The sequence below is a fragment of the Candidatus Poriferisocius sp. genome, assembly GCF_965204145.1.
Classification (GTDB): Bacteria; Actinomycetota; Acidimicrobiia; order Acidimicrobiales; family Bin134; genus Poriferisocius.
The window spans coordinates 1,163,518-1,188,136 of the sequence record NZ_OZ241977.1 but is presented as its reverse complement, the minus strand read 5'-3'; the positions used below and the strand labels follow the sequence as shown (position 1 = coordinate 1,188,136).

Sequence of the window (24,619 nt, the reverse complement as noted above, 5' to 3'; positions counted from 1 at the left end):
GCCTACGTCACCACGTCGGCCGCGCCCCCGTCGATGCGGAGGTGGGCGCCGTGGATCTGGCGGGCCCGATCGCTGCACACGAAGGCCACCAACTCACCCACGTCAGACACGGTGGCGATGCGCCCGGTCAGCGTGGGCATGATCTCGGTGGTTACGTGGCGCTCGATCTCGGCCCAATCAGTGGAGCGGCCCTCCCGCTCGGCCTGACGAGTCCACATTTCCACCAGTTCTGGAGTGGCAATAGCCCCCGGGCTGACGCAGTTCACAGTCACCCCAGTGCCGGCCAATTCCCGGGCCAGACTCACTGTCATCGCCGGTAGCGCGCCCTTGGCCGCGTAGTAACCCGGGATGCGGTCGCCTGGTCGGGTCGCACCCACGGTTGACACCAGCACGATCCGGCCCCAACCCCGCTCCATCATGGCGGGAACCATGAGCCGGGTCATCCGCACCGCACTCAACACGTTGCGGTTGTAGGCATCCACCCAGACGTCCGTGCCGTCGTCCTCCCAGGTGCCGCCCACCGCCACCCCGTAGTTGTTAACCAAGACGTCCACTGGGCCGCACTGGCTGGCCACCGCTTCCGCCCCCTCATCGGAGCAGATGTCTCCCCACACCGCCCGAGCCGGCGGTCCCAGCTCATCGGCCAACCAATCGGCCTGCCCCTCCTCAAACCCGTGAACCACCACCTCAGCACCCTCAGTCGCCAGCACCCGGGCAACCCCGCTCCCCGTCCCCCGATAGCTCCCCGTAACCAACGCCACTCTTCCTGATAGCCCCAAATCCATGTCGCGACACTGCCACAGGAAGGCCGATCAAGGCATGACTGCCACCGTCAACAGGCCAATATGACCCTCAGAGCGGCACTGCCCGGTCTGTAGTGTTGAGGTGCAATGAGCAGTTCGACGGGGCGGTTGTTCCGGGTCACGACGTTTGGGGAGTCCCACGGCGGCGGCATCGGCGCGGTGGTGGACGGCTGCCCGCCCCGGCTTTCGCTGAACGAGGAGATGATCCAGCACGATCTGGACCGCAGGCGACCCGGACAGAGCCGGCTCACCACGCTGCGAGACGAGGCCGACAAGGTGGAGATCCTCTCGGGCGTATTCGAGGGCCAGACGCTGGGATCGCCCATCGCCATGTTGGTGGGCAACACCGATGCCCGGCCCAGCGCCTATGAGGACTTCAAGGACGTCTACCGGCCCTCCCACGCCGACTACACCACCGAAGCCAAGTACGGTATACGCAACTGGCAGGGAGGGGGCCGGGCCAGCGCCCGGGAAACCATCGGCCGAGTGGCGGCTGGTGCCATCGCCCGCCAGCTCCTTCGGACCGCAGCCAGCATCGAGGTGCTGGCCTGGGTCCGACAGGTGGGCACCATCGCTGCCGATGTCGATTTGTCTGCGGTGACTTTGGCCGATGTGGAGGCCGATGCCACCAGATGCCCGTCGCCCGAACACGCGGAGGCCATGACCGAGGCCATTGAAGCCGCCCGCCGCGACGGCAACTCGCTGGGCGGGATAGTCGAATGCGTGGCCCGAAGGGTGCCTCCAGGCCTAGGCGAGCCAGTGTTCGACAAGTTAGAGGCCGATTTGGCCAAGGCCGCGCTGTCGCTGCCCGCGGCCAAGGGCTTCGAGATCGGCTCGGGCTTCGCAGGGGTGACCATGACCGGTCGAGAACACAACGACCCCTTTGCCCCTGGGCCCGACGGCCGGCCCCGCACTGCTTCCAACCGCTCCGGCGGAGTACAAGGCGGCATCAGCAACGGCGAGGACATCGTGATCCGGGTGGGGTTTAAGCCCACCGCCACTATCGCGTCGCCCCAGGAGACGGTCGACCGCGATAACAACCCGGTCACGCTGGCCGCCCGCGGCCGTCACGATCCGTGCGTGCTGCCCCGAGCGGTGCCGATGGTGGAGGCCCAGGTGCTACTGGTACTGGCCGATCACTGGCTGCGCCAGCAGGCCGTGGACGTGATCGACGGCTGCTGACGACATGGCCGAACTCGCTGAGAAAGCCGTCACCCCCGAAGACCAGCGCCTGCTCGTTGACGTCAGCGACGGCATCGCCACCATCACCCTGAACCGACCCGAGGCTCGTAACGCCATGACCAAGCGGATGCGCAACGACCTGTGCGCCGCGCTGCAGGCAGCCGACGCCGACGGCCGGGTGGACGCCGTCATCTTGACCGGAGCCGACCCGGTGTTCACCGGCGGCGTAGACCTGCGAGAAGTGGCCGCCGACGGCCTGTCAGAAAACCCCGACGGGAACAAGCGTCAAGCTGAGGATCCGGCCCAAGCTTGCCGAGACACCGCCAAACCCTTGATCTGCGCGGTAAACGGTACCTGCGTCACCGGAGGCCTGGAGATCGCCCTGAGCTGCGACTTCATTGTGGCCTCCGATCAAGCCCGATTCGCCGACACTCACGCCAAGATCGGGGTCATCGCCGCCTGGGGAATGACCGCGCTCCTACCCCGAGCAGTGGGTAAGCGAATGGCCAAAGAGATGACCGCCTCCGCCCGCTTCGTCTACGCCGAAGAGGCCCTACGCATCGGCCTGGTCAACCACGTCGTCTCCCACGACGACTTGCTAGCCAAAGCCCGAGAACTAGCCGCCCAGATCGTGGCCGCCACCACCCCCGCCACCGCCGCCACCATGCGCATCTACGACGACACCGACGGCATGAGTTTCGCCGAAGCCAAAGAGGTAGAAGAGGAGGCCATGCGCAACTGGACGGTGGACACCGACGACATGCAGCGACGCGGCCTCGGGAAGGGAGGCTGAAATGACCGATGCTCCACAGTTCAGCGTGTTCATGCCGCAGATGAGGATGGACATGGCCATCATCGAAGAGCGGGTGCGGGCGGCGGAGGCGTGCGGGTTCCACAAGATCGACCTCATGGACCATTTGAATCCGCCCTTGTTGTCCGCCGCTCCCATGTACGACGCCTTTGTGACCGCTGCAGCGGTGGCGGCGTGGACTGAGCGGGTGCGCATCGGCCACATGGTGTTGTGCGGGCAGTTCCGCCATCCAGCGCTGCTGGCCAAAATGGTGGTGAGTCTGGATCACTTCAGCGGTGGGCGCTTCGATCTGGGTATCGGCTGGGGCTCGGTGCCCGATGAGATGGAGCGATTTGGTCTCGGCGACGAGCCGCCGGCGGTGCGGGCAGCCCGCCTGCGGGAGACGCTGGAGGTGGTGCAGGCTCTGCTCGCCGGTGAGCTGGTGAACTACGAGGGCCGGTTCTTCCAGCTGCACGACGCCCAGCAGCAGCCCACCCCGGTGAACGGCCATATCCCGATCGTGATCGGCGGGGCGGGGCGCACGTTGACCATGCCTTTGGTGCGAGACTTTGCCGACTGGTGGAACTGCCCGGTGTACGGCATGGCCGAGTTAGCTGATTTGCTGCCCCTGTCGGGCAACGCCCGGCTGTCGGTGCAGCGGGCCATCGGCCTAGCGCCTTCCTCGGCCTCCCGGGACGAGATAGTGGCCACCGCCCAGCGCCGGTTCGGCGACTGGGCCCTCGTGGCGGGCACCCCAGACGAGGTGGCCAAGGGCCTTCAGGCCGACCGGGAGATGGGCGCTGAGCAGTTCGTGCTCCAGTTCAGCGACTTCGCCACCCCTGAGACGCTTGAGCTGTTCGCCACCGAGGTCATGCCCGCGGTGGCGTAGCCACCCGTTTCTGCTTTCTCCGGCAGCAGAACTCCCCCGTATCATCCGACTCATGGGAGCTGACGAGCGGGCCAGTCGAGCAGGGCGCTTCAAGCAGGCTCTCTTGGCCAGCGACGACGTGGCCATCATCGCGGAGATCAAGCGACGATCCCCGTCTCGGGGCGATCTGAACACAGACCTCGACCCAGCTGAATTAGCAGTGGCCTATCGCGATGGCGGGGCGGCCTGCTTGTCGGTACTCACCAACGAAGCAATGTTCGGAGGCAGCGGCGACGATCTGGCCGCGGCATCCCGATCCTCTGGGCTGCCAGTTCTCCGCAAGGACTTCATCACGACCGTCGAAGACGTCCACGAATCCCATGCGATGGGGGCTGATGCGCTGCTGCTGATCGTGGCCGACCTCACGGGCACCCAGCTGGCCGAACTTCACCAGTTGGCTTTGTCGTTGGGGATGGACGTGCTCACCGAGGTGAAATCGGAGAGCGAGCTAGACGTCGCCCTCAAAGCCGGGGCGGACATCATCGGGGTCAACCAGCGGGAGAAGCCCAAGAGTGAGGCCTTCACCATGGACTATCAGCGGGCCGAGCGCATGGCACCACTTCTTCCTGACCATGTGGTCACGGTGGCTGAGTCAGGTATCGCTGTTCCCGGCGGCACCACGATGGCCGCTGTGCGAGATGCCGGCTACCACGCCGCCCTTATTGGCGAGGCTTTGGTGATCTCTGGCAACCCGGTCGAGAGGCTCCAAGAGCTACTGGCCTGATCAGGCTTACTCTGCGGCCAGCCTTCCGGCCGCGGTGCCCCGCAACACCTGCGTGCCGTTTTGATCAGTGGTGGAGATGTCAACCTCCACTGAGCCGTCGGCGTGGACCGCGGTTACCACAAGCTCAGTGGTGAGGGTGTCGCCGGGCCAGACCGGCTTCAAGAAGTCGGCCCCGTAACGGTCCAGCCCCTCTTCCCCGAACACCGCAACCAGAGCCTCCCCGGTAATGCCCATGGTCAGCATGCCGTGGGCGAAGAGCTGGTCGAAGCCGTGGGTGGTGGCGTAGACCTCGTCGTGGTGGAAGGGGTGGAAGTCGCCTGACGCCCCGGCATAGGCCACCAGTTGGGTCCGGGTGAGTCCCTCGGCCACCACCTGGCGGTGTCGAACACCTACCTCGGGTCTCATTCCCGCACCTCGTTGGCGGCCCTCACGTTGATCCACCGGGCAGTCACACAAGGCTGACCATCGGCATCAACAAAGGTGGTGACGATCTCTCGAAACCGCAAGGCACCGCCCCTACGCCCTTGCTTGGTCCACTCCTCGCCATCAGCCACCGTGGCAGTGAGCACCTCACCTGCTCGGGGATGACGGTGGTACTCGAACACCATTCCAGCGTGGAAGCCCGATCCCGACTCGGGCGCCACCGGTGGCCACGGGCGGTCGGAGCGCAGTCGGCGGTCGTATTCGGGGTCGTAGCGGTCAGCGGCCACCATGAACGTGGGTGGCGCAGCCGCATAAGGATCGAACGTTGCGTCGTGGTCGCCCACTGCCCGTTTGAACTCCTGAATGTGGCCCGCCTCAATGGGGAACTGGAATGAGCGCATCTACATCTCCTGGCTAGGGAACGAGCACGATCTTGCCGAAGAAATCGGAGCTTTCCATCAGCTGGTGAGCATCTGCGATCTCCTCTAGGGGGAATGTTGCGGCGATCTGCGGCGTGACCTGTCTCTGGGCGATCATGGCCAGCAAACCCCGCATGGTGGCCGCGATCCGCTGATTGTCGGGGCGGCCCACCCCCATGAGGGTGATGCCCTTCACGAACAATTGGCCCAAGTGCAGTTCTCCCATGTGACCGGCGGTGACCCCGCAGGTCACAAACCGGCCCTCGGGGGCCAGCGACCGGATCGCGGCAGCGAACACCGGGGTGCCCACATGGTCGAGCACCACGTCCACCCCCTTCTCGTCGGTGGCCTCCCGCACCGCCGCAACGATGTCGTCGTTGTAGTGGTCGATGGCCAATTCCGCGCCCAACTCCATCGCTCGAGCCCGTTTGTGGGCTGAGCCCGCGGTGGCAATCACCCGACAGCCCATGGCCCGGGCAATCTGCACCCCGAAGCTGCCCACTCCCGAACCAGCAGCCATCACCAGCACGGTCTCCCCCGACTGGATCTGGGCCTTCTCGATGAGGGCCTGATGGGCGGAGCGGCCTGCCGTGGGGGTGGCCCCTCCAGCCTCGAAGCTGATGCCATCAGGGAGGGGAAACGTCAACTCCGCGGGAGCTAGCGCCAGCGAGGCGTGGGTCCGCTCGCCCGACGCCACCACCCGGTCGCCAACAGCCACCGACTTCACTTCCGCCCCCACAGCCGCCACCAATCCGGCGATGTCGCGCCCGCCCACGTGCTGGGGCCAGCGCAGCTTCATGCCGTGCGAGCCCTCCCGCCAATACACGTCCACCCGATCCATCGACGTCGCCTTCACCTGGATCAGCACATCATGGGGACCGGGCTCGGGATCGGACAACTCCCCCACCCGCAGCACATCCAGCCCGCCCTGGGTCTCGTGGTAGGCGGCCCGCATGGTCAGCGCACTCGCACGCTGGGGAGCCCTTCGGCGTTGCCCCGCAGCCAGATCAGGAACTCTCCCACCGGCGCCGGTTCGGCCACATCGGCGGCCTCGTCCAGGCGCGATTCCCAGAACTCCCGATAAGTGGGCCAGAACTCGTGCCACGCCCCCTCGTAGGGCTCCTCGTCGGGCCAGCGCATCTTGTCGTCCCCGATCGGCGGTGCGTTCAGGTCGGTGGCGTACCAGTACAGGGGCAGGCGCCGCCGGAAGTACCACCGGCCGTCGATGCGCTCGTAGTCGTCCCAGTACATCATGGTCATGATCACCCACTCGTCGCCGGTCTCATGCTCGTTGCGGGAGTAGACCACCCCTCGAGCCCGGTCGGGCCCGTCGAACTCGATGATGTGGTTACCGGTCACATGGGCAGTGCCGGTGAACTGGCCGCTCATCGTCTCACGGAACCACTCGGCCAGCGCGGCCCGCCCGGAGCGGCCCCGGCCCACTTGCACATCGGCGGGGAACAGGCTGACCCAGGCATCGGTTGCCCGCATATCCAGCGCCAGGCAGTAGCGGGCAGCCAGCCCCCGGATCTCCTCGATGGACTCCAGCCGCTCCAGCCGCTCCTCCAGCGATTCGGTGGACTCCATGGCGGCAACTTAGCGGGGACTACAGTTCGGCCCCATGACCGCAGGAGTTGTTTTGGCCCATGGGGCGTTTCACGGACCGTGGTGTTGGGAGCGGGTGCAGGAGTGCTTGAGGGATATGGGCATCGCTGTCCACTCTTCCGACTTGTGCCGTCCGACTACCGCAGAGGACATCGCCGCATTCCAGGCCGATGTGAGCGGCATGAGGGAGCATTTGGGTGGTGAAGGGCCGGTGGTGACTGTGGGCCATTCGCTCGGCGGCCTGTCCATCTCCGGGCTCGATCCGGCCACCGTGGACCATCTGGTGTACCTGGCCGCCATCCTGCCCGGCGATGAGAGCGGTGAGACGAATCCCCCCGATGTGGCCGAGGCGGTGATCGCCGAGAACTTCTTCCCCGCCCTTGAGCACGGCGAAGACGGCTACAGCTCGGTGAAGCCCGGGGCCGCAGGCGACCTCTTCTACCACGACTGCACCCCTGAAGATGTCGCCTGGGCCGAGTCGCAGCTCCGCCCCCAGCCGCTGGGCCAAGCGCCGTACAGCTTCGCTCGGGCGGCCTGGCGGGACGTGGAGTCCACCTACATCGTGTGCGCCGACGACCGCACTCTGACCGCCGAGTTCCAGCGGACATGCGCGGGACTGGTCGGCAACTCCGTGGTGATGGAGGGCAGCCACTCCCCCATGCTGGCCCAGCCTGAGGCCGTGGCCGCGGTGATTGCCCAGGCCACCAGCCAGTAACTCCAGTTCGTCGAGTCACTCGAAAGGAATCCCCATGGAATACCGCACGCTGGGAGGATCCGGGGTCCAGGTGAGCACCCTGTGCCTGGGGGCCATGATGTACGGCCCCGCGGGCAACAACGATGAGGCCGAGTGCGCGGCCATGACCCACAAAGCCCTCGACGCCGGGATCAACTTCATTGACACCGCCGACCGCTACAGCATGGGCATCTCCGAGGAAATTGTCGGACGGGCCATCAAGGGGCGGCGCAACAACGTGGTGCTGGCTACCAAGTTCTACGGCCCGATGGGCGATGACATAAACATGCAGGGAGGCTCCCGCCGCTGGGTGACCCAGGCAGTGGAAGACAGCCTGCGCCGCCTCGACACCGACTACATCGACCTGTACCAGATGCACCGCCCCGACCCCCGCACCGACTTTGGCGACACCCTGGCCGCGCTCACCGATCTGGTACGGGCCGGCAAGATCCGCATGATCGGCACCTCCACCTTTCCGGCTGAACTCATTGTGGAGGGCCAGTGGGCCGCCGAGCGCCGAGGATTGGAGCGGGTCCGCTGCGAGCAGCCCCCGTACTCCATCTTCACCCGAGAGATCGAGCGAGCCGTGCTGCCCAGCTGCCTGGCCTACAACATGGGCGTGATCGTGTGGAGCCCCCTCAACGGTGGCTGGCTCACCGGCAAGTACCGCAAGGACGCCGAGTGGCCGGAGAACTCCCGAGCCACTCGCAACCTGGTCAGTGCCAAGCGCTGGGACCGAGAAAACCCCGTGGTGGCCCATAAGCTCGATCTCGTGGAGGAACTGGACGCCCTCGCTGCCGAAGTGGGCTGCTCGATGGCCACCTTGGCCTACGCCTTCACCCTGGCCCACCCCGCGGTGACCTCCACCATCATCGGTCCCCGTACCCCCGAACAACTCGATGCCGCCCTCGAAGACCCCGACCTACGGCTGTCCAACGATGTCCTCGACCGCATCGACGAACTCGTCCCTCCCGGAAATGACCTAAACCCCGACGATGCCTTCTACATCCCCCCAGCAGTCTCCAACCCCGCTCTTCGGAGGATCTAGGTCGTACGCTCCCCGGAGCGCTCAATAGCCCGCACATCGGTGCCCAGGTACGAGGCAATGACCAGCGGATCGTTCCGCACCTCTTCCGGCGACCCCCCAGAGATCACTCGCCCTGCCTCCAAGCAGTAGACCCGGTCGCTGATGCTCATGACTAGCGGCATGTCGTGCTCGATCACCACCACCGCGGCACCCAGCTCGGCCTGGATGCGCCGGATGAGCGGGCCGAATGCTTCGCTCTCCCGCTGGGCCACACCCCCGGTGGGCTCGTCCAGCAGCAGCACCTTGGCGTCCACCGCCAGCAGGCTGGCCAGTTCCACTATCCGGCGCGTCCCGGTGGACAGGTTGGAGATGAAGTGGTCGGCATAACGACCCAGCCCCACAAAGTCCATGAGGCTATCGACGTCGGCCCGCTTGCGCCGCTCCTGACCCGGCGATGGCGGCACTCCCAGCAGCGACGGCACCAGCAATGAGCGGTCGCGGGCCTCCATCGCCACCATCAACGCTTCTCGCACGGTGAGGTCCGGGTAGATCTTGGCGTGCTGGAATCCCCGGCCCAGGCCACCCCGGTGACGTCGGTACGACGGCAAACGCGAGATGTCCCTTCCCAGCACTTCCACTTGGCCCTTGAACGGCACGAAACCGCTGACCGCGTTCATGAGGGTGGACTTGCCCGCCCCATTGGAGCCGATCAATCCGACCAGCTCTCCCTGGTACACGTCGATGGAGACCTCGTCCACCGCCACCTTCCCGCCGAAGTGGACGTGTACGTTCCGCACCGCCAGCCACGGTTGACCCTCCTCAACCGAAACCGTGCGCTCGCTGGTGATCGGCACCGGCTTGTCCAACGCCGGCACTGGCATTGCCGCGTCGCGCGCCGCCATGCGCTCATCGGCCAGCCCCAACAAGAAGTCGCGCAGCTTGTAGAGGAGCTGCATGAACCCGCCGGGGAAATACATCAACAACAGCAGAAGGCCCACACCGGAGGTGAGCAGCCGCACCTCGTCGCTGGCCCCGAAGATGGCGGGAATGCCCTTGACCCACAACACGCCCAGCAGCGGCCCGGCGATCGACCCCAGTCCGCCGATGATCGCGATGGCGATCACGTTGATCGACTCATTGGAGTTGAACAGGACTTGGGGGTTGATGGTGGGCTCGCCGGTGATGATCAACCCGCCCCCCAGTGCGGCCAGCCCCCCGGCCAGGGTGAACGAGATGAGCTTGATCCGGCTACCCGACACGGTGGAGGCGGCGGCCATGTCCTCGTTGTCGCGCACCGCGATCATCATTCGGCCGATTCCGGTCTTGCGCAGGTGGGCCACCATCCACACCGCCAGAGCCAGCAAGACAAGCACCAAGAAGAAGAACGACTTGCGGGACGCGGTGAAGTCGAACGGACCCCACACCGGAGGGATGACTTTGGGCGTATTGGTGGCCCCCTGGGTGAACACGTCCTGCACGAAGATCCACGACATGGCGGCGATGGCGAACGCCAGCGTGGTCACCGCCAGCATGAGCCCCTTCACCCGCAGCGCGGGCACGCCGATGATGAAGGCGGTGACCATTCCCGCGGCCACCGCGATCACCATGGCCACCCCCCAGGGAAGGTCGAACGACCAATCCCACCAGTCGAACGGTATCGGGATGTCGCCGTTCTCGGTCAGCGCCACCACCGTGAGGCCGCCCACTCCGGCGAAGGCGAACTGGCCCAGCGAGAGCTGCCCGGCCCAGCCGGTGAGCATCGACACCGACAAGGCGATCAGCGCAAAGCCCAGGATGCGGGTCCAGGTGTAGAGGTTGGAGTTCTTGGTGAGGAACAGCCCGAGCAGCACCAGGGCACCGAACAGGGCGACGAATCCGAACCTCGACAGGTTCCGGACGTACCACAGGCCTCGGAGCCGCTCGGGGATGGCCTTCACCTTGGGCGACAGCGACCACTCTCCCTCGTCCTCGGTGCCCCGGCGGGCGAACATCACCGTGATCACCAGGATTGCGATGAAGAAGATCACATCCACCGCCTCGCGGATCTCCCGGTCGACGTTGCCCTGGAACAGCCGCTGGAAGATGCCCACGCCAATGCCAGCAAACAGCGTGACCCACAGCGACCGCATTCGGGCGATGAGTGCAACAAGCAGCACCCGAAGGAGCAGGCCCGGCCCGAGGCTGGCAGTACTCACGTCGGCGGCGCTGAACCCCCGCAATGGTGCCAGCAGAATAAGAGTGACCCCGGCCAGCGCGCCGCCGATGGTCCACACCATGGTGGACACTCGTCGCACGCTGATTCCGAACAACCTCCCGGTGTCGGCGTTCTCCGCTGAGGCCCTGATGGCCAACCCGAATCGGGTTCGGCCCAAGAACAGCGCCAAGGCGGCGATGACCAGCGGCACCACAATCACCACTAGGAGTTCCCGTCCCCCGATTTGGAGATCGTCAGTGACTTTCCACCGGTACTCTTGGACAGTGAGCTTCGGGGGCAGGGGGAACGGCCCGGGCCGGGACACGTCGGGAAGTTGGATGGAAGCGAAGATGGCCAACTGGGCCACCCCCAGGGTGGCGATGAACAACACCAGGCGCGGCGAGTTGAACAGGCGCCGCACCACCACCAGCTCAGTGACCATGGCGAAGCCTGCTGCGGCCCCGATGGCCAGGAAGAACGCCAACCAGTAGGGCACGTCGTAGCGGAATGTGAGCATGGCCATGAGGGCAACGCCGAAGCTCCCGATTTCGGCGTATGCGAAGTTGAGCACTCCGGTCGAGCGGTAGATGAGCACGAAGCCCGCGGCCAGCGCGGCAATAATCAGCCCCCGCACGCTGCCCGAGAACAAGTCCTGTTGGGAGATCTCCCAGCCGATGTCGATCACAGCACGACCATCCGGTCCCGGCCTGCGTCAGCTCGCCTCACCGCTCAACCGCCCTCGGCACCGAGGAACACCGCCCGCACGAGGTCGTCTCTCTCGGCCAGCTCTTGGGCCGGACCCTCGAAGCGCACCCGGCCCTTCTCCATGAAGACCGCCCGCTCGGCCACGCTCAGGGCCACGTTCAGCGACTGCTCCACGATGATCATGGTGAGCCCGGTCTCCTTCAGCTGCTCCACCACCTCCAGCAGCTCTTGCACCACCACCGGGGCCAGGCCCAGCGAGAGCTCGTCGATGAGCAGCACCTCGGGTTCGTGCATCAAGCCCATTCCGAAGGCCAGCATCTGCTGCTGACCCCCGGAGAGGTCTCCAGCGGCTTGGGTGCGCTTCTCCCGCAGCGCGCCGAACACGTCGTACACCCGCTCGACTCGCCGGAAGATCTCGGCCTTCTCCTCTTTTGTGCTGAGCATGGTGGCCAGAAGGTTTTCCTCCACCGTTAGGCCGGGGAACACTCCGGCGCCTCCTCGCACCTGAACGATGCCCTGCTTGAAGCGCAGCTCGGCATCGGCGTAGGTGATAGTGCGCCCGTTGAGCCGGATGGCCCCCCGGTCGGGAACACCCAAACCGCTGACCGCCCGCAACAAGGTGGACTTGCCAGCGCCGTTGGTGCCTAACAGGGCCAGCGTCTCGCCACGGCGCACCTCAAGACCGCAGTCGAACAGCACCTGAACCGGGCCGTAGCTGTAGTCCAGTCCCCGCACCTGGAGCACCGGGATGTCGTCGGGATGCTCCGACATGCGTCGCATCTCCTCCTGCTCCTCAACCAGTTCGCTCACCGCCAGCGAGATGTCGCGTTTGATGTAGCGGGAGCCGTAGGCCACCAGCAGGCCGCCGATGATCGAAGCCGGCGGGGCCACGATGCTGATGGCCAGGCGCTCTCCGTGGGCATCGCTGATGGAACCGGCGATGATGCTGCCCATGAACCCGCCCATCAAGAAGATGAACACCGGCAACAGCGCGAACGCCTGGGCCCGCATCCGGTAGGGGGCCACCGCACCAATGGTGGGGGCGGCGGCCACGAAGGAGGCCGACGTGCAGGCGTTGGCCAGGCTGATGCCGAAGATCATGATGGCGGGCTGGTGGAATCGCATGGCGATGAGCACCAGCACGCCAGACATGATGATGAGCGTGCCCGCGGTACGCACCATCTTGGCTGGGTCCTCCCGGAACAACCCGTCGAACTTGAAGCCCGAGATCGGAATGGCGACCAGGCTGGCCAGCCACACCAGCGACGTCACCCAGCCCCGCTGGAAGGCCTCATAGCCGTATTCATCTTCCAGCATCAGGTTGAGCTGGCTGGGCAGCGTGACCAGAGCGAAGCCGAGGGTGCCCACCCCCACGGCCAGGAAGTAAAAGGTCTTGACCTTCTTGAGCCGGGCGAAGGCCGTGGACATGGAAACCGGAAGATCCGACCCGATGGGGGGCATCTCGTACTGCTCGCCCAAGATGGCCTGCTGCTCGTTGCCCGCCCGAGGGGGTTCTTTCAGGATCAGCGACACCAGCGCGAGGACAATCGGCGGGATGGCGAAAATGTAGAATGCCCAGCGCCAACCGTCATCCCCGCCGGCAATCGAGGCGATGGCACCGGCCAGCACCGGCCCGATGAGCAGGCCAATGGGCCGGCCCATGCCCTCAAAGGCAAAGATCCGAGCCCGAGCGGGAATGGGATAGGTGTCGGTGAGCAGCGAGGAGTGCACTGGCAAGCGGTTGGCCTGGCCCGCCCCGGTGAGAACCCGGGTCCAGAAATACTGGAATGGGTTCCTCACCAACCCGGTGAGGAACACGCTCACCGCCCACCCCGCAGTGGCCACCGGCACAATAAGGGTGCGCTTCACCCGGTCGGCCAGCCAGGCCAGCGGCACCGCACCCAGCACCAGGGCCACGCCGCCGAACGAAGAGATGCCCAGGATCACCGTGTCCGACACTCCGAAGGCGTCTTGGAGGTCGGGCAAGAGCACGGCGATCGCCACCCGGTCGAACTCGTCGATCACGTTGAGCAGAAAGAGCACCACGAGCATGCTCGCCCCGCCCGCCCGGATCCCCTGCCGCAGGGTCATGGGCGCTTCGCCCACACCGGGCAGCAGGTCGTCGGGCAGCACCACCACCTCCGACTTGGCCGCCTGCTCGGCTAAGCGCTTGGACTCCTCCTCGAAGACCGCCGAGGCCAGGCTGGCCGGGTCGTCCAGCTGCGAGCCGTCGACGTCCGGTTCTACCGAGTCGTCCATTTGGTCCCCCATCGGGCCGCGAGACTAGGCCATTGCAACAGGGCAGCGCATCACCTGATCCCTATACACCCTCAATCACCATCGGCTACTGTTCGTCGCCATACGACGGAGAGGGGTAACCGTGTCTCACAAGATGCTCAAGATTCTGGGGGCGCTGCTGGCATTGGCACTCATCGCCGCGGCATGCGGAGGCGACGACGATGACGGCGGCGCACAACCAGCCCCGGCAGAAGAGACCGAGGCGCCGGCCACCGACGAGCCCGCGGCCCCGGCCGACTCTGGTGATGGGGACGAGCCAGCCCCGGCTGAGGAGGCCACTGCACCGTCGCCCGACGAGCCGGAGCCCTCTGAGCCGTCCGACGAGGCCGACGAGCCCTCGGAACCAACCGAAGAAGAGATGGTGGACATCGGTTTCGACGAGCCCCGGGGCGACTTGTTCATCGATTTCCACAAGACCTTCGACCGCTCCCACCCGTTCCAGCCGCTGGACGTGTTCTGCACGGCCACGCCCGACCCGGATTCGCCGCCCCAGGCCACCGACGTGGGCATCACCGAAGACTCCATCACCATCGTCCACCTCCGCACCAAGCTCGAGGAGCTGGAGGGCATCGGCTTCGCCGTTCCGGTCGGCGACCCCAAGGACATGTTCGAGGCGTTCACCAAGGCGATCAACGAGGACTGCAACGGGATCTGGGGCCGCCAGATCGACCTCCGCCTCGTGGAGGTATCCGCGCTCGGCGGCGGCGGCGAGGACATCGACACGCTGCGCAACCAAGCCTGTATCGAAGCCACCGAGGATCACAACGCGGTGATCGTGACCAACACCACCGGCTTCCAAGGCAGCGCAATCTTGTGCATCGCCGCCGACCACGACACCCTGTTCCTCACCACCCAGGGCAACCCCCGCGAGTTCCACGACCAGGCCAACGGCCTGCTGTACTCGCTGAGCCCCGTGGCCGAGGACTCGGTGGTCAACATGACCCAGGCGATCATCGACACCGGCGCCTTGGACGGCAAGACCATTGCGGTGATCTGGCCCGACACCCCCGGGCAACCCGAGACCGTACAAGCCGGGATCATCGATGTCATAGAGGCCGCTGGCTACGACATCGCGGTGGCCGAGCAGATCGGCTGCGGCGGAGCCACCACCTGCCGTGAGGGCAACGACATCGCGGTGGAGCGGATGCTGGAGGAGGGCGTTGACGTGGTCTTCCCCGGCCTCAACGTGCTCAGCCTGCCCCAATTCATCAATGAGATGGTCAACCAGGGCTACGCCCCCGGCGACGTGCAGTTCTACAACTCCGACTTCAACAGCCAGGCCGGTGACCTGGTGTCGGGCAAGGTGGCCCAGTTCGGCGGAGACACTGCCGCAGAGCTGTACAACGGCACCATCATCATCGACGATGCCCCCACCGGGAACTTCCGCTCCGACGACCCCGTGCTCAGTTTCAATGCACCGCTGAACATCATGTGCAACGAGACTTATGCGGCCCATAGCGCTATCGGTGCCAACCACACCCGGGAGATCTACGGGAGCTACGACAGCGCCTACGGCATGACCTCCACGGTGTGTACCGAGATGCGCATGGTGGCCAGGGCCATCTACGACGCCGGGCCCAATCCCACCCGCCAAGACATCTACACCGCCTTCCAGAACCTGGGTTCAGTGGACATCCAGCACCAGCTTCCCGCCACCTTCGGCCCCGACAAGTTCGGCGCTCCCGACGTGGTGACCGAGTTGGCGTTCAACTTCCCATGTCCTGGCGATCCCGATATTCCCACCTGCGTCCAGCAAACCGCTCCCTACCGGCCAATCGATTAGCGATTCAATGACCCCCCGATAGCTGTCGCTGCTGCCACTTCCAAGGCGCGGCGATAGCATCGGGAGGGTGAGCACTCGGTCTTTCCAGCCCGGAAACCGGACCAGGGGGTTTGCCGTCGCATTGGGCATGGCGCTGGCGTTGAGCCTGATTGCGGTGTCCTGCGGGGGCTCCCAGACATCGGTGAGCGACAGTGCGAATGCAACCACTGCGCCCACCCGGGCTGAGGCCACGCATCAACCCGCCCAAGACGCCGAGCCGACAGCGGGTGCGCCGACGGAGGCCGCGCCCACTGCTGGGCCATCGGAGCCGACTACCCAAGAGGACAGCATGGGAGCGTCGCCGGGGTTGCCTGAGCCCGAGGATGCACCTTCTCCCGCTCCAACTGAGACTGAGCCAACCATCGCTCCCGAAGTGCCGACCACCACTTCCACGCCAGCCGCCACATCGGCGCCGGAATCCACTCCCGCCTCGACGCCAACAACACCAAGGCCTACCCCCAAGTCCACGCCAGTCGCGACTCCGGAATCGACCCCCGTGTCAACTCCAGAACCGACCCCGAAACCCACTCCAGAGCCGACCCCCGTTTCAACGCCGGTTCCCGACTCGGACTTGCCATCGGTTGAGCTAGTGAACGTGGCCACCGGAGCCACCGTCAATTTGGCCAGCTTCGCCCCGTCTGACCGGCCCATTGTGCTGTGGTTCTGGGCGCCCCATTGACCCACCTGCCGCCGGGAGGCCCCCGGCCTTGAGCAGTTGGCTCGAGACAACACCGACAAGTTCACCATGATCGGGGTGGGTGCCCGAGACAATCTGGGTCAGGCCGAAGACTTCGTTCGGAGAACTGGAACCGGGAATTCGCTCCAGATGCTCTGGGATTCGTCCGGTGCTTCCTGGAATGGGCTTGGAATCACCAGCCAGCACCGTGTAATCGTCCTCAACCGGTTTGGCCAGGAAATCGACAAACGGGCCAGCCCATCGGACAGCTGGATATTGGACACGGTGGCCAGCATTGGAACAGCCTGACGTGGGTGCATTTATGAAGTCGAAGATCAGAGTTCTTGCCATTGCCGTCTGCTTGGCACTAAGCGCCGCCGCTTGCGGAGACAGCAGCGACAGCCCCGAGACCGCCCCCATTGAGTCGCCGACCTCAACAGAGGCGTCGGCGACTCAGGAGTCCGCGACCGAACCGGCACCGGAGAGCGCGGCCCCGGCCCCGGCGTCGGACCTGCCCTCGGTCGAGGTGGTCGACGTGGCCACAGGGGCCACCGTGAATCTGGCCAGTTTTGCCCCGGCGGACAAGCCCCTTGTTCTTTGGTTTTGGGCGCCCCATTGAACCATCTGCCGCCGGGAAGCCCCCGGCGTCGAGCAGTTCGCTCGAAACAACGCCGACAAGCTCACCGTCATCGGAGTCGGAACCCAAGACAGCCTCGGGCTGGCTGAGAGCTTTGTGGAATCCACCGGAACCACCTTCACCATGCTCTGGGATCCGACGTTCGAGTCATGGCGTCAACTCGGTATCTCGGGCCAACCGGCAGGAATGCTGCTGGACGGCAACGGCACGATCCAGACCTCGTGGCGAGGCGGCATACCCGAGAGCCAGGTGCTTGAGGCCGTCAGCGCTTTGTAACCTGCTAGACGAACGGGAGCTTCACCACTGTGGCCAGCGTGGGTGTGCCCCGCATATCCACGGCCAGCACGTCTCCGATGCCGGCATCAGGAGGCACGAAGGCCAGGGCGATACCCGTCTCCAACATGGGTGAGAAGTTGCCTGAGGTGACCTCTCCCACCACCTCGCCGTCCCGAAGCACCGCTTGGCCCTCCCGGGGCGGGCGCCGGCCCTCGACTCGCAGTCCTCGAAGCCTTCGGTGAATGCCCCGCTCCCGCTCGGCGGCCAGTGCCTCCCGTCCCCGAAATGACGGCTTGTCCCAGCGCACCACCCAGCCCAGTCCGGCTTGTAGCGGGGTGATGCCCGGGCCGAGCTCATGGCCGTGCAGCGGCAAACCGGCCTCCAAGCGCAAGGTGTCTCGGGCGCCCAGCCCGGCAGGGACGATCCCCGCCTCGACAACCGCATCCCAGAGGAGCTCAGCCGCGGCCGCGGGCACTGCGATCTCTACGCCGTCTTCGCCGGTATAACCGGTGCCGGCCACCGTCAGCGGAGTGCCCGACCACTCCACCGGCGCCACGCAATTGCGGGCCACCTCCGACGCACCGAGCGAGACTTCGGCCAGCCGGGTGCGGGCTTCAGGACCCTGCACCGCCAGCACCGCCCGGCTGCCAGTGACATCGTCGGCCTGGAAGCCAGCGTCAGCTAGCGATCCGCCCAAGGCGTCGCGCACCCGGTCGGTGTTGGACGCATTGGGCATGACATCGAAGCCGTCCGGCTGCGTCCACCACACGATGATGTCGTCCAGCACCGAGCCGTCGTCGTCCAGCAGATGAGTGTACTGGGTGCGCCCGGGGCCGATTCGAGCCAGATCATTGGTGAACGCCTGCTGGAGGCGGTCATAGGCGTGAGAGCCGGCGACCCGCAGAGTGCCGAGATGGCTCACATCGAAGACCACCGCGTCAGTCCGGCACGCCCGATGCTCGGCCAAGGTGCCCGACGGATACGAGAGCGGCATCTCCCAGCCACCGAAGGGCACCAATTTGGCACCCAGGCCCCGATGCCGGCTCTCCAGCGGAGAGGAACGCACGTCGACCTCCCTGTTCGGCTAACCGGTTCCGGCGCCCGCCCCGGTGTGGGTCAGGTCGCCGTCTTCCCCGGTGACGTCGTCGAAACCGTACTTGCTCAGCAGGCTGTGATAATCCCGCTGGCACAAGACGACCACGTCAATGCCGGGATAGCGCTCCCGCAAACGGCGGACCTTGCCGTTCTTGCGGGTGATGTACTTCTGGCGCGCGGTAGTGATCTCCACATAGCGGTCGAACTGGGGAAGGTAGAAGTCGGGGGTGAACGCCTCGGTCACCTCGCCGAACCCGTTGCGGGAGAGCACGAAAGTCTGGGGCTCATAGCGCCACTCGACGCCGTAGAAATCGAGCAGCTCGGCGAACTGCCGCTCGGAATCGTGGGCGAACACTCTCTCGCAGGCCTACCTACGTGCCGGTTCGGGCGGCGCTGACGCCAGTTTGGGGCTCGGAAGTATCCACAGGAAGGGTCTCCTCCACGGGAAGCTCCCGCACCGCGGCATCCACCTCTTCGATCAAGCCGTCCATGCGAAGGTAGAGCGCCCCCTGTCCTTGGCGGAGCGCATCCAGAATCTGCTCGTCGGTGCGGACCAGCAGCGACTTGTTGCCGTTTATCACCAGATCGGCGCTGGCCACATCCTCGCCCAGCTCATCGCGCAGATAGTCGAACACCTCGCGCACCCGCTGAAGGGCGATCCCCTCGTCCAATAGCCGCTTGATCAGCTTTAACTCCAACAGATCGTTGTAGGAGTATCGGCGGCGGCTGCCGCTTCCCACCGCTTCCTGCGCGGTGGAGGTGACCAACCCGGTCCGGGTCCAGTAATCCAACTGGCGGTAGGTGATTCCGACGATCTCGATTGTGTGTGGGGAACTGAAGTCGCTGGCAACTTGTCCTCGATCGCTCATCTGACTCTCCAGTGCCGGGGCGCGCTTCCAATTCGGCATCTTACACCGGGGAAACTACGCCAATGAGTTTCCACAGGGTAAACCTCGCCCTGTGGATTGTCAAGGGAGGATTCCGGGGCTGGAGAACGTCAGCCGTTGAAGTCTTCGGGGGTCACCTGGTCTAAAAACTCACGGAATTGGTCCAGAACCTCCTCGGCTGGAGGCTCTTCGCCTTCAGGCTCATCGGGCTCCACCGTATGCCCGGCGGCTTGCAGCACCGACTCGTCGGCGAAGATAGGCGCTCCAGTTCGCACGGCCAAGGCCACCGCGTCTGATGGGCGGCTGGAGATCCGGCGGGCCCCATTGCTCCCCTTCAACTCCAACTCGGCGTAGAAAGTCCGGTCCCGCAACTCGGTCACTACGATGCGCTCGATTCGAACCCCCAAGTCGTCCAGCACGTTCTTGAACAGGTCATGGGTCATTGGGCGGGGGGTTTCCACCTCTTCCATGGCCAGGGCAATGGCCTGAGCCTCCGCTCCTCCGATGAAGATGGGCAGCAGCCGGCCTTCACCGTCGGTCTCCCGCAGCAGCACGATCGGGGCGTTGGACGGCAGTTCGATCCGTACCCCGATCAGCTCCATTTCCTTCATCGTGTCCACGTTAGTAGAGCATAGGGACGTAAGCGTCGGGATCGTCGGCCAGCAGGTCAGGATTCCCGATTACCAGTCTGTCGAGGTTGCGATAGCGGCCGTCCCAGTCCAATCCATAGCCCAAGAAGAACTCATCGGGGGCCTCGAACCCCACGTAGTCGGGCTCAAGGGGCAGAATGCGGCGAGCGCTCCGGTTGAGGAGCGCGGCCACCGACACCGACGCAGCCGAGCGACGGCGCAGCTCCCCCACGAGATAGCCGAGGCTCAGTCCGGTGTCCACGATGTCCTCTACCAACACCACGTCGCGTCCGGTCACGTCGCAGTCCAGATCCTTCACCAGCCTGACCCGTCCCGAATCAGCCGCGAACCGGGACAAAGCCATGAAGTCCACCTCCACAGTGATGTCTACCGCCCTCACCAAATCGGCAAGAAACGGCAGGCTCCCCTTCAACACCGACACCAGCACAACCCCATCCGAGCACTGTTGGGAGACTTCGGCGGCCACGCGTCCCACCGCCTGTTCGATGGCTTCCCGGCTTGCAAACAGCTCGGGCGCCACAGGGTCCATGGGGCTAGCGATTCCCGGTGTGGTTGGCCAAGGCGCCCCGGAGCAGCGAGAGCCGCAGCTCCGAGCCGAGGTTGATCAGCTCCACCAACACGTCCTGAGACTGCTTGCGGGACTTCGCCGTGCGCTGCATCACCAAGGGCATGATCCGCTGCTCCAACAGCCCCGCCTCACGCTCGGCGGCCGATTTGTAGGCCCGCAGGTGGCGGGGCTCCAGACCGTGGGCCAGGAATCCGGCCGCAACCTTGGCCACGATGACTGCCTCATCGCCGTATTGCGGCAGCGCTCCGCCGTCGATGGGCTCGATGAGTCCGAACTTCTGGAGCTCCATGATGTCGACCTGGCTCAACCCGCTGGCCGACGCCAGCTCGTCGAGGGAAAGCGAAACCGAGACCGACCCCGAGTCCAGCGGGTTCGGGCGCCTTCTGTCCGGGGAGCGTGGGACGGCTTCCTCTTCGCCGGGCGCCCTGTTGCCATCGGTCTCGTCGAAGGCTTCGAAGTCGATGCGCTCTTTGATGACTTTGAGAGGAAGGAAATGATCCCGCTGCTGCTCCAGAATCCACCTCAGGCGGTTGATGTCGGCTTCGGTGAACTTCCGATAGCCCGATTGGTTGCGCTCAGGATCGATGAGCCCTTGGCTCTCCAAGAAGCGGATCTTGGAGATGCTGATGTCGGAGAACTCGTCCTTCAGCAAGTCGAGAACCTGCCCAATCGACCGGTACTGGGCGCTCATTCGCTCGTCCCGTCGTAATACACCAGCTTGAAGCGGCCGACTTGGAGCTCGTCGCCGTTCTTCAGCCCGGCATCCTCCACCCGCCGACTGTTCAGATAAGTGCCGTTCAGGGAGCCCATGTCTTTGACGTGCTGCACCAAGCCCTCTCGATACACCTCCGCGTGCCGACGAGACACCGTGATGTCGTCCAAGAAGATGTCGGACTCGGAATGGCGGCCCACGGTCACACGAGCCTTGGATAGCTCGAACCGGCTCCCTGCGGCCGGTCCCTGGGTGACCACCAGCACCGCCGGGTACCGGATCAGATCAGCTTCAAGCTCCAGTTCCGTGGTTGGCTCGTCCACGGAGCCAGCCCCTTCCAACTCGCCGGTCGGCTGGAGTCGATATCCGCACGAGGAACAGAAGTTGTCGTCGGGCCCGTTGGGGTGGCCGCACCGCGGGCAATAGACAACCGTGGTCTCATCGTCCTGGGGCTGGGAAGTCAATCGATGCTCTCTGTCAGATCGGTGTAGGCCGCCGCGTCCAAAAGACCGTCCAGTTCCGCCAGGTCGACGGCTTCGATAACGCAGATCCACCCCTCGCCGTAGGGATCCTCGTTCAGCCGCTCGGGGTTGTCGATCAAATCGGTGTTTACCTCGACGATGGTCCCGGTCACCGGCGAATAGATCTCAGAAACCGACTTGGTGGACTCGACCTCGCTGAAGGGCTCGCCACCGGCCACCTCTGTCCCCACCGGGGGAAGTTCGATGTAGACGACGTCGCCGAGAGCATCTTGGGCGTAATCGGTGATGCCCAAGCAGACCCGGTTGCCCTCAACCCTGGTCCATTCGTGGTCTTCGGAATAACGCAGTTCTGCCGGAACGTTCATTAGCGACACCGTACCGGCTCTCGCCGAAACTCTCAACCTCAGCTTGAGGCTCCGGCTCGGTCCGCTCTCCCGTCGGCGAGGGCCTGGCGGGCCCGGGGGATGTATTCCACCGCCGCGTAGTAGCTGAGCACCAGCGAGGGGATGCCCAGGCCCCAGCCAATGCCGCGAAGGGCGGTACCACCGCCCACACTCGAGTCGCCTAGCAGCAGGAATGGCAGAGCGAACATGAGACCGAACGTGGCCGTTTTTCCAGTCCAAGTGACGTCGATCCGGCGAGCTCCCATTGCCGCCAGCACCACCACAACCAGCGAGACCGCAGCTTCTCTCACCAGCATGGTCACCCCGAATGCCAGGTTGAGGGAGCCGTCCACCATCATGGCCACCACTGCGGCCAAGAACATCAGCCGGTCGGCAGTGGGATCCAGGATCTTTCCCAGCTCGGAACCCTGGTTGAACCGCCGGGCGATGTAGCCGTCGACCCAGTCGGTGGCCCCCAGCACTCCGAGCAAGATGGCGGCCCCGGCCCGATTGCCCATGCCCAACAGCAGCACGCAGAACACCGGCACGCATCCCAGCCGGAGCACCGACACGAAGTTGGGAACCGTCAATATCCGAGATTCGTCTGGAGCCGGCTGGGACTCTCCCATAAGCGGAGATGTTACGGCCTCAAGGCATTGCCCCCTACGATGGGGCTATGGCCAGCGTGTTCACCATGATCATGAACGGAGAACTCCCCGGGCACTTCGTGTGGGAGGACGATGACTGCGTGGCCATCTTGTCCATCAACCCCATCCAGACGGGGCACGCCCTGGTGGTGCCCCGAGCCGAGATCGACCATTGGCTCGACGTCCCCCCAGAACTGGCCGCCCACCTCATGGTGGTGGCCCATACGGTGGGCACCGCTCAGATGGCCGCCTTCGAGCCGTCTCGTGTGGGCCTCATCATCGCCGGCCTCGAAGTGCCCCACACCCATCTGCACGTGATCCCCATGTCCGGCATGAGCGACTTGGACTTCGCCAACGCAAAGGCCTCAGTTCCCGCCGACGAACTGGCCCAAGCCGCTGAGACCCTGCGCTCACACCTCCCGGCCTAGCTCTGGATCACGTTGCGCAGGCGATAGACGCGCAGGGAGAGCCCTCCCTCCTCCAACTCAAGCCGCTCAAAACCGGTTCGCCGGACATCCAAGTCGAAGCTCTCTATGTCAAGAGGGCTCCAGTCGGGTGCCGATGCTGGGTCGAACACGATCCACTCCACCTTGGGCGTGGCCGCCACCGCGGCGCTGTCGGGATCGTCCCCGGTGTGCAATTGATACAGGCGAGTGCGGTCCGACAGCAGGGGAAGCACCTGCTCTGAAGCTCGCACCGACGCATCTGCGGGGATCAGATCGGCTGCCTCCTGGCGGGCGATGTCCATTGTGTCGCGCTGGCCCCAATCCCAGGGCCTCTCATAAATGGAGCTGGGAGCATCGCGCACAAAGAAGAGACCAGCGGTGAGCACAAGGGCGGTGAGCAGGCGGCGGTCGACGTTCACCCGCTCCACCAGCACCCGCCCCGAGCGGGCCAGGGCAAACACTGTGGCTGCAAAGACGAACGGAATCATCGGCACCGTCTGGGAAGCCTCGACCAGCTGGCCGGAGGGCACGTCGGCCACCAGGTACACCGCAAACAGGGGCAGCACCGGCAGCACATAGCGGGGCGCCACCAGGGGCAGCAGCATCACCGGGGCGAGCAGGAAGACGACCATCTGGAAATTGGCCTGCGACACCGCGTCGGCCACCACTTGGTGGGGGGCGGAGATGAAGCCCCACAGCACCGAGCCCGGGTGCCCGCTGCCGAAGTCGGAGAACGCCTCGATGTGGGGGAACCGCCCGGCGTTGAACCGAGGCTGGATGGCGGTCATCGCCACCAGCCCGTAGGCCAGGCCACCGAGGGAGATATAGGTTCCGGGGCGACGGCGCCCTTCCAGCAGCACCAGCAGGCCCAGTCCGGAGAGGGCGAAGGCCAGATCCGACCGGCAGGTCACCACCAACAGCGCGAACACGGCGAACCAGTTCCACCGCCCCTTGAATGCGGTGAGCACTGCGGCGAACAGTGCGGGCACCGCTAGGGCCTCAGGGTGGAAGTCGGAGAGGTTGATCGTGTGGATCGCCGGGTAGGCGCAATAGGCGAATACCACCGCAAAGGCCGCCCCCGACTTGAGGCCGCCTACGTCACGGGCAATCCGCCACAGCGGTACCACTGCCAAGGCCAGGGCCGCGGCTTGCAAGCACAACAGCGTGGGCTGCTCGGGAAACAGGGCAGTCAGCCCCGCCACCGGGTACAGGATGAAAGCGGCTTGCTCCCACAAAAGATTGTGTCCAGCCACGCTGGCCCGGGGCTCGTAACCCTCCCCGATGAGCCACAGACCTTGAAGATAGGCCGACAGATCGGCCCCGGCATCCAGCTGATAGGCCCGGGTCAAGGCCAAACCCGACAGCGCCCCTCCCAAGAATATGGCGACAACCCAGGGAACCGCCCGGTCGACTTGCCGGGTGTCCAGACGGGCCTGCCAGCGCAGCGAGAAAATCTCCAGCCGACGCCGCCACTGGGCCAACGTCACCTTGCTCTGCTCGAGATCCA

The 24,619-nt window shown here is 65.3% G+C and carries 27 protein-coding genes and 1 pseudogene; 9 read left to right on the top strand and 19 right to left on the bottom strand.

What is annotated here, in order from left to right; translation table 11 throughout:
• Positions 1-2: 2 nt before the first annotated feature.
• A complete protein-coding gene (locus ACOGI7_RS05370) occupies positions 3-785 on the bottom strand; it encodes an SDR family NAD(P)-dependent oxidoreductase (RefSeq protein ID WP_419850881.1) in 783 nt (260 codons plus the stop codon).
• 105 nt (positions 786-890) lie between these two features.
• Here ACOGI7_RS05370 and aroC point away from each other — a divergent pair, with 105 nt between their 5' ends.
• Genes aroC through ACOGI7_RS05350 form a run of 4 tightly spaced genes read left to right on the top strand, consistent with a single transcriptional unit; the run spans position 891 to position 4,427 of the window.
• Positions 891-1,985 (top strand): chorismate synthase, encoded by a 1,095-nt coding sequence (gene aroC, locus ACOGI7_RS05365; protein ID WP_419850880.1) that lies wholly within the window; start codon positions 891-893, stop codon positions 1,983-1,985.
• A 4-nt stretch (positions 1,986-1,989) separates the two neighbouring features.
• A complete protein-coding gene (locus tag ACOGI7_RS05360; RefSeq protein ID WP_419850879.1) occupies positions 1,990-2,778 on the top strand; it encodes an enoyl-CoA hydratase in 789 nt (262 codons plus the stop codon).
• A gap of 1 nt (position 2,779) precedes the next feature.
• Positions 2,780-3,664, top strand: a complete 885-nt coding sequence (locus ACOGI7_RS05355) for an LLM class flavin-dependent oxidoreductase (RefSeq protein WP_419850878.1) — start codon at positions 2,780-2,782, stop codon at positions 3,662-3,664.
• Positions 3,665-3,716: 52 nt separating this feature from the next.
• Positions 3,717-4,427 (top strand): indole-3-glycerol phosphate synthase TrpC, encoded by a 711-nt coding sequence (locus tag ACOGI7_RS05350; protein WP_419850877.1) that lies wholly within the window; start codon positions 3,717-3,719, stop codon positions 4,425-4,427.
• A 6-nt stretch (positions 4,428-4,433) separates the two neighbouring features.
• Here the strand turns inward: ACOGI7_RS05350 and ACOGI7_RS05345 are convergent, their stop codons facing one another.
• The 4 genes from ACOGI7_RS05345 to ACOGI7_RS05330 are packed head-to-tail and all read right to left on the bottom strand — an operon-like array spanning position 4,434 to position 6,856.
• Entirely contained in the window at positions 4,434-4,832 is a 399-nt protein-coding gene (locus tag ACOGI7_RS05345; RefSeq protein WP_419850876.1) for a MaoC family dehydratase, read from the bottom strand.
• Complete coding sequence (locus ACOGI7_RS05340; RefSeq protein WP_419850875.1) at positions 4,829-5,251, bottom strand: FAS1-like dehydratase domain-containing protein; 423 nt, start codon at positions 5,249-5,251, stop codon at positions 4,829-4,831. The genes ACOGI7_RS05345 and ACOGI7_RS05340 overlap by 4 nt, the downstream gene beginning before the upstream one ends.
• 13 nt (positions 5,252-5,264) lie before the next feature.
• Positions 5,265-6,224, bottom strand: a complete 960-nt coding sequence (locus ACOGI7_RS05335) for a quinone oxidoreductase family protein (RefSeq protein ID WP_419850874.1) — start codon at positions 6,222-6,224, stop codon at positions 5,265-5,267.
• 2 nt (positions 6,225-6,226) lie between these two features.
• Entirely contained in the window at positions 6,227-6,856 is a 630-nt protein-coding gene (locus tag ACOGI7_RS05330) for a nuclear transport factor 2 family protein (protein ID WP_419850873.1), read from the bottom strand.
• Between the two features lie 34 nt (positions 6,857-6,890).
• Between ACOGI7_RS05330 and ACOGI7_RS05325 the strand changes: the two genes are divergently transcribed.
• Positions 6,891-7,589 (top strand): alpha/beta hydrolase, encoded by a 699-nt coding sequence (locus tag ACOGI7_RS05325; RefSeq protein ID WP_419850872.1) that lies wholly within the window; start codon positions 6,891-6,893, stop codon positions 7,587-7,589.
• Between the two features lie 34 nt (positions 7,590-7,623).
• Positions 7,624-8,655, top strand: coding sequence for an aldo/keto reductase (locus ACOGI7_RS05320; protein WP_419850871.1), 1,032 nt, complete (start codon positions 7,624-7,626; stop codon positions 8,653-8,655).
• Here ACOGI7_RS05320 and ACOGI7_RS05315 read toward each other — a convergent pair.
• Positions 8,652-11,513 carry an ABC transporter permease subunit gene (locus ACOGI7_RS05315; protein WP_419850870.1) on the bottom strand — a complete coding sequence of 954 codons (2,862 nt, stop codon included), beginning with the start codon at positions 11,511-11,513 and terminating at the stop codon, positions 8,652-8,654. The two genes, ACOGI7_RS05320 and ACOGI7_RS05315, sit on opposite strands and share 4 nt — an antisense overlap.
• A gap of 44 nt (positions 11,514-11,557) precedes the next feature.
• On the bottom strand, positions 11,558-13,804 hold the full coding sequence (locus ACOGI7_RS05310; RefSeq protein ID WP_419850869.1) for an ATP-binding protein: 2,247 nt from the start codon (positions 13,802-13,804) through the stop codon (positions 11,558-11,560).
• Positions 13,805-13,913: 109 nt separating this feature from the next.
• On the opposite strand from ACOGI7_RS05310, the gene ACOGI7_RS05305 reads away from it, so the two are divergent.
• Positions 13,914-15,614 (top strand): hypothetical protein, encoded by a 1,701-nt coding sequence (locus ACOGI7_RS05305; RefSeq protein ID WP_419850868.1) that lies wholly within the window; start codon positions 13,914-13,916, stop codon positions 15,612-15,614.
• Between the two features lie 234 nt (positions 15,615-15,848).
• On the opposite strand, the gene ACOGI7_RS05300 is transcribed toward ACOGI7_RS05305, so the two are convergent.
• Complete coding sequence (locus ACOGI7_RS05300) at positions 15,849-16,304, bottom strand: hypothetical protein (protein WP_419850867.1); 456 nt, start codon at positions 16,302-16,304, stop codon at positions 15,849-15,851.
• 647 nt (positions 16,305-16,951) lie between these two features.
• Here ACOGI7_RS05300 and ACOGI7_RS05295 point away from each other — a divergent pair.
• The gene (locus ACOGI7_RS05295) at positions 16,952-17,242 is read left to right on the top strand and encodes a TlpA family protein disulfide reductase (protein ID WP_419851468.1); all 291 of its coding nucleotides are present in this window, start codon (positions 16,952-16,954) and stop codon (positions 17,240-17,242) included.
• Positions 17,243-17,246: 4 nt separating this feature from the next.
• Here the strand turns inward: ACOGI7_RS05295 and gcvT are convergent, their stop codons facing one another.
• The 10 genes and pseudogenes from gcvT to ACOGI7_RS05245 all read right to left on the bottom strand — a co-directional run bounded on the left by gcvT (position 17,247) and on the right by ACOGI7_RS05245 (position 22,648).
• A complete protein-coding gene (gene gcvT, locus ACOGI7_RS05290) occupies positions 17,247-18,308 on the bottom strand; it encodes a glycine cleavage system aminomethyltransferase GcvT (RefSeq protein WP_419850866.1) in 1,062 nt (353 codons plus the stop codon).
• 18 nt (positions 18,309-18,326) lie between these two features.
• Positions 18,327-18,692 (bottom strand): hypothetical protein, encoded by a 366-nt coding sequence (locus ACOGI7_RS05285; protein WP_419850865.1) that lies wholly within the window; start codon positions 18,690-18,692, stop codon positions 18,327-18,329.
• A 16-nt stretch (positions 18,693-18,708) separates the two neighbouring features.
• Positions 18,709-19,206: a MerR family transcriptional regulator gene (locus tag ACOGI7_RS05280; protein ID WP_419850864.1), complete on the bottom strand. Its 498-nt coding sequence runs from the start codon at positions 19,204-19,206 to the stop codon at positions 18,709-18,711.
• Positions 19,207-19,334: 128 nt separating this feature from the next.
• Entirely contained in the window at positions 19,335-19,835 is a 501-nt protein-coding gene (locus tag ACOGI7_RS05275) for a bifunctional nuclease family protein (RefSeq protein ID WP_419851467.1), read from the bottom strand.
• A 10-nt stretch (positions 19,836-19,845) separates the two neighbouring features.
• Entirely contained in the window at positions 19,846-20,403 is a 558-nt protein-coding gene (gene hpt / locus ACOGI7_RS05270; protein ID WP_419850863.1) for a hypoxanthine phosphoribosyltransferase, read from the bottom strand.
• Positions 20,404-20,407: 4 nt separating this feature from the next.
• Positions 20,408-21,133, bottom strand: coding sequence for a MerR family transcriptional regulator (locus ACOGI7_RS05265; RefSeq protein ID WP_419850862.1), 726 nt, complete (start codon positions 21,131-21,133; stop codon positions 20,408-20,410).
• On the bottom strand, positions 21,130-21,477 hold the full coding sequence (locus ACOGI7_RS05260) for an FHA domain-containing protein (protein ID WP_419851466.1): 348 nt from the start codon (positions 21,475-21,477) through the stop codon (positions 21,130-21,132). The genes ACOGI7_RS05265 and ACOGI7_RS05260 overlap by 4 nt, the downstream gene beginning before the upstream one ends.
• 39 nt (positions 21,478-21,516) lie before the next feature.
• Positions 21,517-21,708 (bottom strand): annotated as a pseudogene (locus ACOGI7_RS05255) (zinc-ribbon domain-containing protein); the annotation flags it as partial.
• Complete coding sequence (gcvH, locus tag ACOGI7_RS05250; RefSeq protein WP_419850861.1) at positions 21,615-22,001, bottom strand: glycine cleavage system protein GcvH; 387 nt, start codon at positions 21,999-22,001, stop codon at positions 21,615-21,617. The gene gcvH and the pseudogene ACOGI7_RS05255, both read right to left, overlap by 94 nt.
• A gap of 38 nt (positions 22,002-22,039) precedes the next feature.
• On the bottom strand, positions 22,040-22,648 hold the full coding sequence (locus ACOGI7_RS05245; RefSeq protein WP_419850860.1) for a CDP-alcohol phosphatidyltransferase family protein: 609 nt from the start codon (positions 22,646-22,648) through the stop codon (positions 22,040-22,042).
• Positions 22,649-22,695: 47 nt separating this feature from the next.
• Between ACOGI7_RS05245 and ACOGI7_RS05240 the strand changes: the two genes are divergently transcribed.
• A complete protein-coding gene (locus ACOGI7_RS05240) occupies positions 22,696-23,094 on the top strand; it encodes an HIT family protein (protein WP_419850859.1) in 399 nt (132 codons plus the stop codon).
• On the opposite strand, the gene ACOGI7_RS05235 is transcribed toward ACOGI7_RS05240, so the two are convergent.
• Positions 23,091-24,599 (bottom strand): DUF2079 domain-containing protein, encoded by a 1,509-nt coding sequence (locus tag ACOGI7_RS05235; RefSeq protein WP_419850858.1) that lies wholly within the window; start codon positions 24,597-24,599, stop codon positions 23,091-23,093. The two genes, ACOGI7_RS05240 and ACOGI7_RS05235, sit on opposite strands and share 4 nt — an antisense overlap.
• Positions 24,600-24,619 lie beyond the last annotated feature (20 nt).

Excerpts from the sequence above, each read along its gene's own strand:
- ACOGI7_RS05370 (WP_419850881.1), bottom strand. The coding sequence starts at position 785 with ATGGATTTGGGGCTATCAGGAAGAGTGGCGTTGGTTACGGGGAGCTAT.
- aroC (WP_419850880.1), top strand. The coding sequence starts at position 891 with ATGAGCAGTTCGACGGGGCGGTTGTTCCGGGTCACGACGTTTGGGGAG.
- ACOGI7_RS05360 (WP_419850879.1), top strand. The coding sequence starts at position 1,990 with ATGGCCGAACTCGCTGAGAAAGCCGTCACCCCCGAAGACCAGCGCCTG.
- ACOGI7_RS05355 (WP_419850878.1), top strand. The coding sequence starts at position 2,780 with ATGACCGATGCTCCACAGTTCAGCGTGTTCATGCCGCAGATGAGGATG.
- ACOGI7_RS05350 (WP_419850877.1), top strand. The coding sequence starts at position 3,717 with ATGGGAGCTGACGAGCGGGCCAGTCGAGCAGGGCGCTTCAAGCAGGCT.
- ACOGI7_RS05345 (WP_419850876.1), bottom strand. The coding sequence starts at position 4,832 with ATGAGACCCGAGGTAGGTGTTCGACACCGCCAGGTGGTGGCCGAGGGA.
- ACOGI7_RS05340 (WP_419850875.1), bottom strand. The coding sequence starts at position 5,251 with ATGCGCTCATTCCAGTTCCCCATTGAGGCGGGCCACATTCAGGAGTTC.
- ACOGI7_RS05335 (WP_419850874.1), bottom strand. The coding sequence starts at position 6,224 with ATGCGGGCCGCCTACCACGAGACCCAGGGCGGGCTGGATGTGCTGCGG.
- ACOGI7_RS05330 (WP_419850873.1), bottom strand. The coding sequence starts at position 6,856 with ATGGAGTCCACCGAATCGCTGGAGGAGCGGCTGGAGCGGCTGGAGTCC.
- ACOGI7_RS05325 (WP_419850872.1), top strand. The coding sequence starts at position 6,891 with ATGACCGCAGGAGTTGTTTTGGCCCATGGGGCGTTTCACGGACCGTGG.
- ACOGI7_RS05320 (WP_419850871.1), top strand. The coding sequence starts at position 7,624 with ATGGAATACCGCACGCTGGGAGGATCCGGGGTCCAGGTGAGCACCCTG.
- ACOGI7_RS05310 (WP_419850869.1), bottom strand. The coding sequence starts at position 13,804 with ATGGGGGACCAAATGGACGACTCGGTAGAACCGGACGTCGACGGCTCG.
- ACOGI7_RS05300 (WP_419850867.1), bottom strand. The coding sequence starts at position 16,304 with ATGGGCCGGTCAGACGGGGCGAAGCTGGCCAAATTGACGGTGGCTCCG.
- ACOGI7_RS05280 (WP_419850864.1), bottom strand. The coding sequence starts at position 19,206 with ATGAGCGATCGAGGACAAGTTGCCAGCGACTTCAGTTCCCCACACACA.
- ACOGI7_RS05275 (WP_419851467.1), bottom strand. The coding sequence starts at position 19,835 with ATGAAGGAAATGGAGCTGATCGGGGTACGGATCGAACTGCCGTCCAAC.
- hpt (WP_419850863.1), bottom strand. The coding sequence starts at position 20,403 with ATGGACCCTGTGGCGCCCGAGCTGTTTGCAAGCCGGGAAGCCATCGAA.
- ACOGI7_RS05265 (WP_419850862.1), bottom strand. The coding sequence starts at position 21,133 with ATGAGCGCCCAGTACCGGTCGATTGGGCAGGTTCTCGACTTGCTGAAG.
- gcvH (WP_419850861.1), bottom strand. The coding sequence starts at position 22,001 with ATGAACGTTCCGGCAGAACTGCGTTATTCCGAAGACCACGAATGGACC.
- ACOGI7_RS05245 (WP_419850860.1), bottom strand. The coding sequence starts at position 22,648 with ATGGGAGAGTCCCAGCCGGCTCCAGACGAATCTCGGATATTGACGGTT.
- ACOGI7_RS05240 (WP_419850859.1), top strand. The coding sequence starts at position 22,696 with ATGGCCAGCGTGTTCACCATGATCATGAACGGAGAACTCCCCGGGCAC.